Source organism: Mesorhizobium sp. W016, from assembly GCF_054719485.1.
This window is the reverse complement of record NZ_JBTTIF010000002.1, coordinates 43,131-55,839: the sequence shown is the minus strand read 5'-3', so window position 1 is coordinate 55,839 and position 12,709 is coordinate 43,131. Positions and strand designations below refer to the sequence as shown.

The following is a 12,709-nucleotide window of genomic DNA, read 5'->3' as shown; positions in this document are numbered from 1 at the left end:
CCCATATTCGCGGCGTCGAGACAATCGAAGGGAACGCGGCTCTTGATGCGGAATATCGTCGTGCTGCGCCGCGTGCTCTATGACGCGCTTGGCCATTTCAACACCGATGACGGCTGGGCCATGGCCAGCCATCTGGCGATCACTTCGCTCATGGCGCTGTTCCCGTTCCTGATCTTCGCCACCACGCTGGCGAGCTTCCTCGGTGCGCAGGCGTTCGCCGATACTGCCGTGCACCTGGTCTTCGACACCTGGCCCGAACAGATCGCCAAGCCTATCGCGCGCGAGGTGCTCAACGTGCTGACCGTGCGGCGCACCGATCTTTTGACCTACGGCGTGCTTCTGGCGGCCTATTTCGCCTCCAACGGCATCGAGGCGCTGCGCACCTCGCTCAACCGCGCCTACCGCGTCGCCGAAACGCGCGGCATCATCTACCGCCGGGTGCAGAGCATTTTCTTCGTGCTGATCGCGACGGCCGGTTTCCTGGCGATCAGCGTGCTCCTGGTCTTTGCGCCTTTGCTGGCGCGGCTGGCGGAAGCTCATTTCGAGTGGATCAAACCCTATACGGGCACGATCACGCTGTGGCGCTACGTCATCGCCTCAACCGTCATCATTGGTGGCTTGTTTGCCGTCCACTACTGGCTGCCGGCGGGCAAGCGCCGCTTTGTCTCGCTGGTGCCTGGCATCATCTTCACTCTGGCTGCGTGGCTTGTCGGCTCGACGATGTTCGCGACCTACCTCGACCATTTCTCGTCCTATGTGACGACCTATGCCGGCCTCGCCTCGATCATGATCGCCGTGGTTTTCCTCTATATGCTGTCGGCGATCTTCATCCTCGGCGGCGAACTCAATGCGGCGATCAGCCGCTTTCTCGAAGCGCGCGCACGGGTCGGCAGCTAGGTTTTGGCTGGCCGAGCCGTGGCCAGCCCGACGCCGAGCGTCGCGATTGCCATGCCGACGATCTGCACGAGGCTGAGCTGTTCGCCGAACAGCGCCCAGGCGATGACAGCGGTGACGGCCGGCACCAGGTAGAACAGCGACGCGACCTTCGACATCTCGCCGTCGCGGATCATCACCATCAGCAGGAAGATGGCGCCGATCGACAGCACCAGGACCAGCCAGGCCATGGCGAAGATCAGTTCGCCGTTGATGATCACCGTGTGGGTCTCCAGTGCCAGCGAAGCCAGGATCATCAGCGAGCCGCCGCCGATATATTGCCACATCGTCGCCGCCACCAGGTCGCCACCCGAGGCATAGCGCTTCTGCCAGATGGTCCCGGCGCTCATGCCCAGCACCGAGACCAGCGACGCCGTCAGGGTTTCGGGCGTAACGCCGCCGCCGAGAGCGCCGAGCTTCGGCCACAGCACGATGATCACTCCCACAAGGCCGACGGCAAGGCCGGCCCAGTGGCGCGGCAGGATGTCCTCGCCGAGGAACCGGCCGGCAAGCACGGCGGTGATCAGCGGTTGCAGGCCGACGATCAGCGCCGAAAGCCCGGCGGGCATGCCCCTGTGGATCGCCCAGAACACGGCGCCGAGATAGATGCCATGCATGAGGATGCCGGCGACCGTGGCGTGAAGCGCTTCTGCCCTTGTGGCTCGCTTCGCGCCAAGCACGAGCATCAGCCCGGCAAGCAGCAAGGCGGCGATGACAAAGCGGGCTGCCAGAAAGGTGAAGGGCTCCGCCCAGGGCATGGCGTAGCGCGCGCCGATGAAACCTGTCGCCCACAGGACGACAAACGAGGCGGGGATGAACCGCTTGAGACTGTGCATTTCGGGGAAGCCGTTTCCGGTGGAGAGGTCCGATTCGGTGAAGAGACAAATACGGCAATTGCTCTAATGCGGTTCAATCCGGCAAGCAAAGTGAAACAATTGGTACATAAGCTCATCCTGATGTAGGAGGTGGCCGAATTCAAAGGGCGGCGTCAGGGCAATCGACTTCTGTCGATCGATCCGGCGACATGGCGTTTTGGCTTCGACAGGGAGCGCGCATGCTGTTGCATCTCGATACAAGCTGGCTGTTGATGACGGTGGCCAGTGTGGCCGTGTTCGGCTTCTTCTTCGGCTCAGCGCTCGACGCCATCATGCAGGAGGACGGTTTTGGGTCGACCGGCAACACGCTGCTGTTCACGCTCGGCTTTTTCGCCGCGGTCATGGCCGCGAACGAACATGGCATCGTCCTGAGAGATCTGAAGCTCGCGGTTGCCTGGGGACTGGGCGGCGCCTTCGCGTTTATCGGCGCGTTGGCGCTGCTCAAGGCGGGGCTGGCCCGGCTTTAGTCATAGCCCGGCCAGCCGCCTGACTTCGTCCGGCGACATGCCTGCCTGCCTCAGCGCGGCAAGGCCGGTATCAGCAAAACTCTTCGACAGTTTGCGCCCATCCGGACCGAGTATGAGACGGTGGTGGAAATACTGCGGCTGGCCGAGGCCGAGCAATTCCTGCAGCAGGCGCTGGATGCCGGTCGCGGAATAGAGGTCGCGGCCACGCACGACATGGCTGACGCCTTGCAGAGCGTCGTCGACGACGACGGCCAGGTGATAGCTGGTCGGGATGTCGCGGCGCGCCAGAATGACGTCGCCCCAGTCCTGCGGACGCGCCTCGACACGCTGCGTCGCCGAAAGCGTCTCGTTGGTGAATTCGCGCCAGGACAAATCCGTGCCGACGCGCGCCAGCGCTGCATCAATGTCGAGGCGCCAGGCGAAGGGCGCATTTTCGGCGATGCGGCGGTTGCGTTCGCTGACCGGCAGCGCCTTGTCGGCGGCGGGATAAAGCGGCACGCCGTCCGGGTCGCGCGGCCAGCCGCGGCCGCGCTTTTCGCTGTCGGCGATGAAGGCCCTGATCTCGCCACGGCTCATAAAGGCAGGGTAGACGAGTTCTTCGCGGACCAGCCGGTCGAGCACGGCCTGATAGTCGGAGAAATGCTCGGCCTGGCGCCGCACCGGCTGTTCCCATTCGAGACCTAACCATTCGAGGTCGCGAAAGATGCCGGCCTCGAATTCAGGCGGGCAGCGGATCGTGTCGATGTCCTCGACGCGCAGCAGCAGGCGGCCGCCGGCCGCACGCGCCAGTTGCTGGTTGAGCAGTGCCGAATAGGCATGGCCGAGATGCAGTTCGCCATTCGGGCTCGGCGCGAAGCGGAATGTCAGGAGCGTCATCTCACAAGCGGCAATCGGGTTGTGCAGCGGTTTTGCCAATTGCTACCGTGCGGTCGGTTCAGGAACAAGAAACATGCAACGCATCGCGACACTGGACGATATTGCGCGCGGGCTGGATGCGCTTTGCGCAATCGATCCGCGCCTGGAAAAGGTGCGCGGCATGGCCGGAGAGGTGCCGCTGCGGCTGTCGGAGCCCGGCTTTCGAAGCCTGGCCTCCATTATCGTTTCGCAACAAGTATCCCGTGCGAGCGCCGATGCGATTTTCGGCCGGCTGGTGAAACTGGTCGATCCGCTGACGCCGCAGGCGATCCTTGCCGCCGGCGAGGACATGTTTCGCGAGGCCGGGCTGTCGCGGCCGAAGCAGCGCGGTCTGATCGCGGTTGCGCAGGCCGTGGTTGAGGGGCTCGACCTGCATCACCTCTGTTCGCTCGACGCCGAAGAGGCGATCGCGGCTATGATCGCGGTGCCGGGCATCGGCCCGTGGACGGCGGAAGTCTATCTCCTGTTTGCCGCCGGCCACCCCGATATTTTCCCCGCGCGCGACGTCGCGCTGCAGAGCGCGGTCGGCCACGCGCTCGGTATCGAGCCGCGTCCGCCGGAGAAAACGCTGATCGCCCTGGCCGAATCATGGAGCCCGTGGCGAGGTGTCGCATCGCGGCTTTTCTGGTCCTATTATCGCGAAACCAGGGGCCGGGACGCGGCACCTCCGAACTGAAACCGCAAAAAAGCATGAAAACCCTGCATTTTTGCCGCGTTTGGCTGATGACAATCCGCTTCACATCCCTGTCATGTCGGGCTTACAGTATCCACGCCGATCGGTTTTAAACGAGGAGGTCAACAAGGTGACGGTTGCCGTATCTCCGGATGGGCTTCCTGCGCTGGTGCTGAATGCGGATTACCGTCCGCTCAGCTATTACCCCTTGTCGCTCTGGTCCTGGCAGGACGCCATCAAGGCGGTGTTCCTCGACCGGGTCAACATCGTCGCCGAATACGAGCATGCGGTGTCTTCGCCGACCTTTTCGATGAAGCTGCCCAGCGTCGTCAGCCTGAAGGCCTATGTGAAGCCGTCGAGGCACCCGGCATTCACCCGCTTCAACGTGTTCCTGCGCGACCGCTTCCAGTGCCAGTATTGCGGCACGCCCGAGGATCTGACCTTCGACCACGTCATCCCGCGCCATCGCGGCGGGGCGACGACGTGGGAGAATGTCGTGGCCGCCTGTTCACCCTGCAATCTGAGGAAGGGCGGCATGATGCCGGCGCACGCCAAGATGTGGCCGCTGCAGAAGCCCTACCAGCCGACCGTGCACGACCTGCACAACAATGGCCGGCTGTTCCCGCCCAACCATCTGCATGAAAGCTGGATGGATTATCTCTACTGGGATGTGGAGTTGGAGCCGTAGGGATTGGCCCGATCGGCCTTGCCAGGGCAATCGCCGATGTCAGGTGCTGCCCCTCATCCGGCTGCCGCCACCTTCTCCCCGTATTGTGACGGGGAGAAGGGAATTGGCTGCAAATCTGGCGCCCTTTTTTCAGCGTTCGGGATTGGCGAAACCATCGATGACTGCGTCTTTCTCCCCGTCACTACACGGGGAGAAATGCCCGGCAGGGCAATGAGGGGCGGTGCCAACATTTAGAGACTGGCCGCATGGCGCGACCTCGCACTTGATTAGTCGCGCGCCAGCGCGCCGCGGAAGGCGATGGCGGCGAGGATGAAGCTGGCGATGGCGTTCCAGCCGGCCAGCGACAGGCCGAGGATACGAAGGGCTGCCTTGTCGCAGGATGGCGGCACGAATTTGTCGAGCGCGTCGAGCACGCCCTTGCCGCCGGTGTCGACCGGGCCGGCGCCGGCCGTGCAATCGGCCGGGCCCTGCCACCAGGCCCATTCGACGCCCGAATGATAGACGCCGAGATAGAGGCCATAGAGCATCAGCAGGCCGCCGACGGCAAGCAGGCCGCGCGTCAGCCATGCGGGCGCGCTAAGCATCGAGGCGATCACCGCCAGCAGCATCAGCGGGGCGCCGATATAATAGGGCGCGCGCTGCTCCAGGCACAGATGGCAGGGGATGTAGCCGCCTATGTGCTGGAAGGCGAGCGCGGAGCCGACCGTGGCGGCCATGGCGACGGCGAGAAACAAAGCGGTGCGCGTCCGCTGGCGTCCGGTATCGGCTGTCATCGTGGCTGTCATGTTTCGTCCGTTGAATTCGCCGTCCGCCGGCATAGTCCTGACCCACCGCCCGCCTTGGGCGGTCAGAAGGCGTATTTGACGACGATATAGAGCAAAATCAGGGCAGCGGCGCCGGCGCCGACGATCAATCCCAAACGCTTCTCGATGAATTCCTTGATCTCTTCGCCATAGCGGCGCAGCAGCCAGGCAAGAAGCAGGAAACGAGCGCCACGCGCCAGGATGGCGGAGACGATGAAGACGAAAAGATTGACGTGGAGGGCGCCTGCCAGAATGGTGACCACCTTGATCGGCGGCAGGTGGGCGGCACCCGATGTGACGAGCAGCACCAGCATCAGCCCGGTGCCGGCCGACTGCCACCTCTCGAACGCGTCAAGGCCGCCAAAGTGCTCCAGCATCGGCCGTGCTATCGTGTCGTAGGCATAGTAGCCGATCAGCCAGCCGGCAATGCCGCCCAGCACGGACGCAACGGTGGCGGTCAGCGCGTAGCGATAGGCGCGTTCGGGCCGCGCCAACGCCATGGGCAGGTACAAGACGTCGGCAGGTATGAAAAACACCGAGCTTTCGACGAAGGCGATGAAGGCCAGCCACCATTCGGCGGATTTGCGGGCCGCCAGCGACAAGGTCCAGTCGTAAAGTCCGCGAAGCATCGGCTCTCCTGGATGCAGGTTGCCACACGCAACGCGCTTTGATGCGCGTCTGTCTAGAAAGATTTTCCGCGCCGCACAATGGCAGGAGCTTCACGAAACAGAAAGGCGGGCTTTTGCCGCAAGCAGGGCACGGCGGCGCATTTGGCCAGTTGACGAACAGGCCTCCAACCGTATAGTCCGCGCCCATCCAGGCCTTTGGGCCTGAGCCCCTATGGCGGAATTGGTAGACGCGCTCGACTCAAAATCGAGTTCCGCAAGGAGTGCTGGTTCGATTCCGGCTAGGGGCACCATTTTTGATCTCACGCCAGTTCGCTTCGCTCATGGGCTCCGATGGGGCGGCCTGACCGGCCGACGGGCGGTCGCCCTTGCGAACCCTCCGGGTTCGAACAGTGCCTCGAACACAGAGCCAACCGCGGCTGCTGAGGATGACAGCGATAGCGCCAATCAGCGGCGGCCGGTAGCCCCGCTCTACGTGCTCTCAGGCCGCCGCACGGTGTTCTTCACGGGCAGCTTCCCACACTTCGCGGGCCGCGTCGGCGTTCATGACCGCGATCCCCAATCCCACCGCCAAATCGGGCCACGCGGAATGCCAGAGCAAGGCCGTGACCAACCCTGCGGCAATAATGGCGATGTTGGCCAAGGCGTCGTTGCGGGCCGACAGGAAGGCCGCCTTTGTGAGGCTGCCGCCACGATGCCGGTGCGCGGCCAGCATGTAGGCACAGGACAGGTTGACGGCGAGAGCGCCAAGTCCCGCCAAGGTCAAGGCGATGGGCTGCGGCGGCACCGGCACGTTGAACTTCTCCCAAGCCGTCCAGAGCGTTGCCAGACCCGGCATGAGAAGGATGAGCGCCAATGCCATCCCCACCCGCGCACGGGAGCGCACAGACCACCCAAGTGCGAGCAGGATAAGGAGGTTCACGGAAGCATCTTCAAGAAAGTCGATGCTGTCGGCGAACAGGGACACTGATCCAATGGCGAGCGCCACAGCGAACTCGATCCCGAAATAGGCAAGATTGAGAAGCGCGACGATGAGGACGATGCGGCGAAGGTTCATCTTCTGGCAGTATCCGAAACCAGTGTGTGGAGCTACAGCTTCGCGGTTTCCAAGGAAAGCCCCTGCTCGTTCCGGGTCCCGGCCGATGGGCGGTTGCCCTTGCGACCTTTTGCGTTCGAGCCGCGCCTCGAACACGGACTTAGCGCATATTCCCCGTATGCCCTTGCGAATACCGCCCCGGCTGTGGCCACACCGTCAGGCCGTGCGGCTCTGAGCCAACCCGAAACTTGGTCACCGCGCCTGATGTCGTGTCGATCATGTAGGCGGCACTGTCGAAGCGGCCGGACAGCCATAGTTGTTTGCCGTCGGCGCTGACGTTGCCCATGTCGGGGCTGCCGCCGCCGGGGATCGGCCATTGCGTGACGACCGCGCGGGTAGCGAAGTCGATCACCGTCACGCTGCCCGGTCCCTTTGCCTGGCCCTGCTCCATCTTGTGCGAGCCCCGGTTCGAGACATAGAGCCGCTTGCCGTCGCGGCTGACGACGAAGCCATGGGCGCCGATGCCGGTCGGGATGAAGCCGATTTCCTTGAAACTGTCGCCATCGACGAGGAACACGCCGTCATTCATCATGTCGGCGACGTAAAAAACCTTGCCGTCGGGCGAGAGGCGGATGTCCTGCGGCATGCCCATTTTCGAGAAGTCGAGATGGCCAAGCACCTTCTGGTTCTTCAGGTCGATCTTTGCCAATCCGCCATTGCCGTATTCGCAGGTGAAGATCGCGTAGGCCCCGTCGACCGAGAATTCGGCGTGGTTGATGCCGGGGCAAGTGGGCGTCGGCAGGCTCGACATTAGCGCCATGGTGTGAGGATCGCGGAAATCGAGCCGCTCCAGGGCTTCGTCGACGACGATGGCCGCGCCCGGCATGAAATACAAATTGTAGGGATCGTCCACGGCGATCTGCGGGCCGGGCTTGCCGGTCATCGGGTCGATCGGCGTCAGGCTGCCGTTCTTGCCGGTGCCATTGTTGGCGACCCAGAGCGTCTTCAGGTCCCAGGACGGCACGACGTGCTGCGGTTTGCTGCCGACCGGGAACCTGTCGACTTCCTTGAGTGTCATGGTGTCGATCACCGTGACGCTGTTGGAGGAGCGGTTCGGCACATAGACGCGCGGCAGTGCACCCAGCGTGGCCGGGCTGAGATGGCCGGCGGCGGTGTGGCTGTAGATGTTGACGGACGGCGCGGGCTCGCTGCAATCCTCGGGACAGCTATCGGCCCAGGCGCGGACAGGCAGCAGCGCAAGCAGCGAAAAGGCCGCACGGGGACCGGCGTGACGCAAAAAGGTTCTGATCATCAGGATGGCTTGTCGTGAAGGCCGGCCGAAATTGCCGCCGGAGCCATAGCTGGTGTCTTGCCGTTGATCCAGTGGCTATCGCCGTCCCAGCAAACTCTTCACGCGGTTGCGCAGCAGGCGGGCCATGTTGCGGGTTTCGCGGTAGAGATGCAGCTGCGAGGCGGCCTGGCGGGCGAGGCGGTCGGCATCCGGCGTCAGTCCGATCACCAGCGAGCCCATCGGCTTGCGCTCGCTCCACAGCCGGCTCATCACCGGGTGGTCGGGCACGGCGCAGGAATCGGTCATCATGATGTTGGGGTCGTCGAGATGCTGCCTGGTCACCTCGATCATCAGCAGCGTGCCCGGCGAATAGGTCGCCAGCGTCTCGTCATAGGCGGTCTTCCAGGTGTAGGCGACGCCAGCCTCGACGAAGACGACCAGGCAGGCGATTGTGCGGCCGTCCAGCGTCAGGGAATGGATGCGGCACATGTCCTGCTCGGCCAGCCGGTGCACGGCCTCGCGGGCAAAGGCGGCGCGGTAGCGGTCGATGGCCATGGCGGTGCGCTCGCGGCCCTTCCAGCCGGCCGCTTCCAGCGTCAGGAAACTTTCGATGGCGTGGCGGATTTCGTCCGGTCCCCGCGCCACGATATGTTCCAGCCTGCCGAGATCCCCCAGGCGCCGCTTCAGGCGGCGGAATTCGCGGTAGTGGTGCGCGCGCAGCGATGCTTTCAGATACGCCTCGCCGTCGAGCGCACTTTCGAGCACCGGCCGGTCCGCCTTGCCGGTGGTGACCATTGTCAGGCCGCGCGTCTCGGCAACGGTGGCCAGCACGCTGGCCAACGGGCCGTCGAGGCGCATGTCGGGCAGCACGAAGACCTTCGGCAACTTGAGATGCGGCCGCGACAGCATGCCGAAGAAATCCTCGACGACGCCGATCGGGTCGTCATGGTCGACCAGCGGCGTGCCGATCGGGCCGAACGGGCTCGACCAAGTGCGCATCACCGGAACGCCGAGCGGCACGGCCGGCCTTTCGACCGAGAACGGCACCAGCAGGCGCAGCCGGTTGCGGTATTCGTCGCCGTCGCGGATCACCGCCAGCTTGACCTCGCGATCTTCCAGCCGGGGCATGGCCGGCGCCAGAAAGCGCGGGTTGAAGAAGACGTTGGGCTCGATCGTGCGGGTGCACAGATAGTCGAGTTCCTCGACCAGTTCGAAGCCGGCCGAAGCCGGATAGATCGCCAGCTTGCGCAGCGGCCGGTTGTTGGCGAGGATCTCGAGATGCGCCGGATCGGCGTCGCGCGCCAGGCCGGCAAGGCCGGACACCATGGCGCCGGCCGGACCGCCGCTGGTTTCCTCGATCAGCGGGATGGCGGCCATCAGGCGGCTCCCTCGGCAGCGGGCACGAAGATCAGCATGACGATGCCGAGCTTGCGCCAGACGGTGAAGGACAGGGCGCTGGCCTCGAAGACCATGGCGAGGCTGGTGGCGATCGCCGCCCCCCACAGGCCAAAGAGCGGGATCAGCACCACGTTGAGGCCGATGTTGAAGGCCAGCGTCATGGCATAGACGGCGGCGCAGATGTTCTGGTTGCCGCTCATCGTCAACAGGCTTTCGCAAGGGCCGACGGCGGCGCGCGCCACGACGCCGAACACCAGCAGGAACAGCAGCGGATAGCCGGCGGTGAATTCGGGCCCGAACAGCACCAGCATCGGTTCGCCGAGCGCCAGCACCAGCAGCGCCATCAGCAGCGACGGCCAGAACGTCCACGACACGGTCTCGCGGGCGAAGGCGGCGAGCTTTTCCGGTTCGCCATGGGTGAACTGCGCATAACGCTGGGCAACGCCGGCCTTGACGGAGAAATAGACGAAATGCACCAGCGCCAGCGTCTTGACGGTGGCGAAATAGACGGCGACGTCATTGGGCTGGAGATAGGCGCCGACCATCAGCACGTCGGCGTTGGTGAGCAGGAAGAAGAAGCTCTCGACCAGGAAGATCGGCAGCGAGACGATGAACCACTCAGCGAAATGCACCTTCATCGGCCCGGCCGGGATATTCCTGCCCATGCGCGTGGTCACGCCGATGAGCTGGCCCAGCGTGGTGGCGTAGGTGGCGGCGATCGAAGCGAAGATCGCGGTCCTGGCGTCGGGCGCATAGCCCAGCGCCAGCATCAGCGCCATCAGCGCCAGGATCAGCACCGGCCGCACCAGATAGGTCGGCGACAATGCAAACAACGCCCAGGAATTGGCCCGAGACTGGCCCTGCAGCAGGTCGCCCATGGCGATCATCGGCAGGCAGAACAGGCCGAGGATGAAGGGCATGACATAGTAGCTCTCGATCCAGTTCGCGCACAGCCAGACGCCCAGCGCGCCAAGTCCGGCGATCGCGGTCGAGGCAATCAGCACGAACAGGCGGCTGGCGACCACGATGCCGCGCAGCTCGGCCAGCATGTTGCGTTCGCGGTATTCGGGGATGAAGCGGATAACCGAGGTGTGGAAGCCGAGGCAGGCGAGGTTGCCGACGATGACCATCGTCACCCAGACGAGGACGAAGATTCCGTATTCGAACGAGCCCATCCAGCGCGCCATCAGCACCTGGCTGATGAAGGCGATGACGGCGCTGACGATGCGGATGGCAAAGGCGATCAGCGACATGCGCCCGGCTTCGCCGCGCTCGTCGGCGGTGAACAGCACCGCATCGATCCGGCCAAGCAGAGGCCTCATGCGCAGCGCCAAGCGCTGCGGCAAGAACCGCCCGGCCGTCGTCGCCGCGGAAAAGCGCACCCCGATGTCTCTCCGTTTTCCGCCTCTTTTCAAGGTTTCGATGTATCCGAAACACCTTAAGAAAGGGTGGGCAGGTGCGGGTGCGCCGAGGGGCCAAGGACGGCCGCGTGTGCAAGGTGCGTCATCGTATGCCGGAGGCATAACAAAAGGCGAGCGAACGCCGGGGAAGACTGGGGAGCCGGTCGGCGTTGCGCTCGCCCCTCCCCCCGCCAAGGGGGAAGGCCAGGCACCGGGTGGTCCGGTGCCGGAGGTGTCACATGGGGGCGTTACATGCCCTTCATGGTTTCGCAGGACACGTTCGGGTTCATGTCGGCGAAGGCGCCGGTCGGGTTCTGTTTCCATGCCCAGACATGCAGTTCGTAGAACGGGCCGAGGCCGTAGCGATTGGGGGCGCTGTTGAAGTTGAACAGCTGGCCTTCGAGCGAGGCCGGGCCTTTCGAGGTGATGTATTCGACCGCTATCAGCTTCAGGCCGCCGTCGGCCGTCGGCTCGTACATCACCGCTTCGGGCTTGGCGACATCGACGGCATCGTCCTTGAGATAGGCGCCGTTGACATAGTGGATGCCCATGGCGCCGCCGGTGATGCCGCTGGCGCAAGGGATGGGGGCGTAGCCTTCGGCGGTGGCGGCTGCCACATTTTCGAAGCGGCTGTTGGCGGCGCGCACCTTTTCGGCCAGCGGATTGGCGTCGTGCGCCTGGGCGGCCGCACCCGCCGCGATCGAGATGGCGGCGATGGCCGCGAAGCGTGTCTTCCAAAGAATTATGGTCATGGTCTTCCGTTCGTTTGTTGACGCTCGAGGCGGCGGCGGCCGATGCCGAAACGCCTGCGGCGTTGGTTTAGGATTTGGTTTGTCCGTCCCGGTTCATGCGATGCGGCTTCCGTTGCCGGGCTTTGGCCGCAGCCATTAAAAACCGTGCAAAATCAACGATCCCAAATGTAATATTGCCAATATTCCTGCGGGACGTCCCGCTCCGATAGCCCGATGTCGCGCCTCAGATAGTCGCCTTCCGGGGGCAAGCGCCGCCTTTCAGACAGATACGCAGGCAGCCTCGTCGCGAACCGCCATAGACGGCCGAGCACGGAGGTTGGCCGGACGGTCTTTCCCAGGACAGGCCCGATTCCGCCGAGCGGCAGGCCATCAGGCAGTTCGCCAGGGCCGCGAAGGACAGTTTGATGCTCATCATCGTGGCGACCGAACGCAGGATCAGAGGTAAAAGTAAGGGTCAAGAACCCGTACCTCCGTGATCTTGTCGACCGGCAGCGAGTTTTTCTGAGCCGTGCTGCGGATCGCTTCGGGCGTCGGCGCGTCGTAGATGCAGAAGCTGTGCTTCTTGTCGGGCGTGACGAAGGACTGGATCCAGGTGACGCCCTTTTCGGCATTGCGCATGACGACGCCGCCGACCGCAGTGGCGCCGATGTCGGTCATCGGTATGTTGAGGCCGTCCGGAAATGTGCGTTCAATCAGGTAGCGAGGCATGGAAGGTTTCCTTTTCCATTGGTTCACGCTCGATCGGAGCGCGGCTGGACGTTGACCACGCCGGCCCGGCCCGCGCATCGGAACGATTCCCCATATTTGGCGGGACGATTCCCTATATTGGCGTCGTTCTTTGTGGAAAGAGGC

Annotated in this window: 14 protein-coding genes and 1 tRNA gene; 5 read left to right on the top strand and 10 right to left on the bottom strand. The window is 64.0% G+C overall.

Annotated elements, in window-relative coordinates:
* The first annotated feature begins 45 nt into the window (after nucleotides 1-45).
* Nucleotides 46-897: a YihY/virulence factor BrkB family protein gene (locus ACYG9V_RS00570; protein WP_023671675.1), complete on the top strand. Its 852-nt coding sequence runs from the start codon at nucleotides 46-48 to the stop codon at nucleotides 895-897.
* On the opposite strand, the gene ACYG9V_RS00565 is transcribed toward ACYG9V_RS00570, so the two are convergent.
* Complete coding sequence (locus tag ACYG9V_RS00565) at nucleotides 894-1,769, bottom strand: DMT family transporter (protein WP_352762705.1); 876 nt, start codon at nucleotides 1,767-1,769, stop codon at nucleotides 894-896. The two genes, ACYG9V_RS00570 and ACYG9V_RS00565, sit on opposite strands and share 4 nt — an antisense overlap.
* 218 nt (nucleotides 1,770-1,987) lie before the next feature.
* Between ACYG9V_RS00565 and ACYG9V_RS00560 the strand changes: the two genes are divergently transcribed.
* Nucleotides 1,988-2,275, top strand: coding sequence for a hypothetical protein (locus tag ACYG9V_RS00560; protein ID WP_023671677.1), 288 nt, complete (start codon nucleotides 1,988-1,990; stop codon nucleotides 2,273-2,275).
* Here ACYG9V_RS00560 and gluQRS read toward each other — a convergent pair whose 3' ends face one another.
* Nucleotides 2,276-3,151: a tRNA glutamyl-Q(34) synthetase GluQRS gene (gene gluQRS, locus ACYG9V_RS00555; protein WP_352762703.1), complete on the bottom strand. Its 876-nt coding sequence runs from the start codon at nucleotides 3,149-3,151 to the stop codon at nucleotides 2,276-2,278.
* A gap of 73 nt (nucleotides 3,152-3,224) precedes the next feature.
* Here gluQRS and ACYG9V_RS00550 point away from each other — a divergent pair, with 73 nt between their 5' ends.
* Nucleotides 3,225-3,866: a DNA-3-methyladenine glycosylase family protein gene (locus tag ACYG9V_RS00550; RefSeq protein ID WP_352762701.1), complete on the top strand. Its 642-nt coding sequence runs from the start codon at nucleotides 3,225-3,227 to the stop codon at nucleotides 3,864-3,866.
* A gap of 127 nt (nucleotides 3,867-3,993) precedes the next feature.
* Nucleotides 3,994-4,551, top strand: coding sequence for an HNH endonuclease (locus tag ACYG9V_RS00545; RefSeq protein WP_008874122.1), 558 nt, complete (start codon nucleotides 3,994-3,996; stop codon nucleotides 4,549-4,551).
* Nucleotides 4,552-4,817: 266 nt separating this feature from the next.
* On the opposite strand, the gene ACYG9V_RS00540 is transcribed toward ACYG9V_RS00545, so the two are convergent.
* Both ACYG9V_RS00540 and ACYG9V_RS00535 read right to left on the bottom strand, forming a co-directional pair.
* Nucleotides 4,818-5,336, bottom strand: a complete 519-nt coding sequence (locus ACYG9V_RS00540; protein ID WP_023832516.1) for a disulfide bond formation protein B — start codon at nucleotides 5,334-5,336, stop codon at nucleotides 4,818-4,820.
* A gap of 62 nt (nucleotides 5,337-5,398) precedes the next feature.
* Nucleotides 5,399-5,983: a YqaA family protein gene (locus ACYG9V_RS00535; protein ID WP_023673756.1), complete on the bottom strand. Its 585-nt coding sequence runs from the start codon at nucleotides 5,981-5,983 to the stop codon at nucleotides 5,399-5,401.
* A 205-nt stretch (nucleotides 5,984-6,188) separates the two neighbouring features.
* Between ACYG9V_RS00535 and ACYG9V_RS00530 the strand changes: the two genes are divergently transcribed.
* Nucleotides 6,189-6,273, top strand: a tRNA-Leu gene (locus ACYG9V_RS00530).
* A 188-nt stretch (nucleotides 6,274-6,461) separates the two neighbouring features.
* Here the strand turns inward: ACYG9V_RS00530 and ACYG9V_RS00525 are convergent.
* The 6 genes from ACYG9V_RS00525 to ACYG9V_RS00500 form a co-directional block, all read right to left on the bottom strand.
* Complete coding sequence (locus ACYG9V_RS00525; RefSeq protein WP_023673757.1) at nucleotides 6,462-7,037, bottom strand: cation transporter; 576 nt, start codon at nucleotides 7,035-7,037, stop codon at nucleotides 6,462-6,464.
* Nucleotides 7,038-7,176: 139 nt separating this feature from the next.
* On the bottom strand, nucleotides 7,177-8,328 hold the full coding sequence (locus ACYG9V_RS00520) for a YncE family protein (RefSeq protein WP_352762699.1): 1,152 nt from the start codon (nucleotides 8,326-8,328) through the stop codon (nucleotides 7,177-7,179).
* 75 nt (nucleotides 8,329-8,403) lie between these two features.
* On the bottom strand, nucleotides 8,404-9,684 hold the full coding sequence (locus ACYG9V_RS00515) for a GNAT family N-acetyltransferase (protein ID WP_352762697.1): 1,281 nt from the start codon (nucleotides 9,682-9,684) through the stop codon (nucleotides 8,404-8,406).
* Nucleotides 9,684-11,087 carry a lipopolysaccharide biosynthesis protein gene (locus ACYG9V_RS00510; protein WP_352713318.1) on the bottom strand — a complete coding sequence of 468 codons (1,404 nt, stop codon included), beginning with the start codon at nucleotides 11,085-11,087 and terminating at the stop codon, nucleotides 9,684-9,686. The genes ACYG9V_RS00515 and ACYG9V_RS00510 overlap by 1 nt, the downstream gene beginning before the upstream one ends.
* Nucleotides 11,088-11,353: 266 nt before the next feature.
* The gene (locus ACYG9V_RS00505) at nucleotides 11,354-11,857 is read right to left on the bottom strand and encodes a hypothetical protein (protein WP_352762696.1); all 504 of its coding nucleotides are present in this window, start codon (nucleotides 11,855-11,857) and stop codon (nucleotides 11,354-11,356) included.
* A gap of 435 nt (nucleotides 11,858-12,292) precedes the next feature.
* On the bottom strand, nucleotides 12,293-12,565 hold the full coding sequence (locus ACYG9V_RS00500; protein ID WP_023685308.1) for a DUF4242 domain-containing protein: 273 nt from the start codon (nucleotides 12,563-12,565) through the stop codon (nucleotides 12,293-12,295).
* Nucleotides 12,566-12,709 lie beyond the last annotated feature (144 nt).

Bases quoted from the DNA above. Each gene is read 5' to 3' on its own strand.
- ACYG9V_RS00570 (WP_023671675.1), top strand. From the start codon at position 46: ATGCGGAATATCGTCGTGCTGCGCCGCGTGCTCTATGACGCGCTTGGC.
- ACYG9V_RS00565 (WP_352762705.1), bottom strand. From the start codon at position 1,769: ATGCACAGTCTCAAGCGGTTCATCCCCGCCTCGTTTGTCGTCCTGTGG.
- ACYG9V_RS00560 (WP_023671677.1), top strand. From the start codon at position 1,988: ATGCTGTTGCATCTCGATACAAGCTGGCTGTTGATGACGGTGGCCAGT.
- gluQRS (WP_352762703.1), bottom strand. From the start codon at position 3,151: ATGACGCTCCTGACATTCCGCTTCGCGCCGAGCCCGAATGGCGAACTG.
- ACYG9V_RS00550 (WP_352762701.1), top strand. From the start codon at position 3,225: ATGCAACGCATCGCGACACTGGACGATATTGCGCGCGGGCTGGATGCG.
- ACYG9V_RS00540 (WP_023832516.1), bottom strand. From the start codon at position 5,336: ATGACAGCCACGATGACAGCCGATACCGGACGCCAGCGGACGCGCACC.
- ACYG9V_RS00535 (WP_023673756.1), bottom strand. From the start codon at position 5,983: ATGCTTCGCGGACTTTACGACTGGACCTTGTCGCTGGCGGCCCGCAAA.
- ACYG9V_RS00525 (WP_023673757.1), bottom strand. From the start codon at position 7,037: ATGAACCTTCGCCGCATCGTCCTCATCGTCGCGCTTCTCAATCTTGCC.
- ACYG9V_RS00520 (WP_352762699.1), bottom strand. From the start codon at position 8,328: ATGATCAGAACCTTTTTGCGTCACGCCGGTCCCCGTGCGGCCTTTTCG.
- ACYG9V_RS00515 (WP_352762697.1), bottom strand. From the start codon at position 9,684: ATGGCCGCCATCCCGCTGATCGAGGAAACCAGCGGCGGTCCGGCCGGC.
- ACYG9V_RS00505 (WP_352762696.1), bottom strand. From the start codon at position 11,857: ATGACCATAATTCTTTGGAAGACACGCTTCGCGGCCATCGCCGCCATC.
- ACYG9V_RS00500 (WP_023685308.1), bottom strand. From the start codon at position 12,565: ATGCCTCGCTACCTGATTGAACGCACATTTCCGGACGGCCTCAACATA.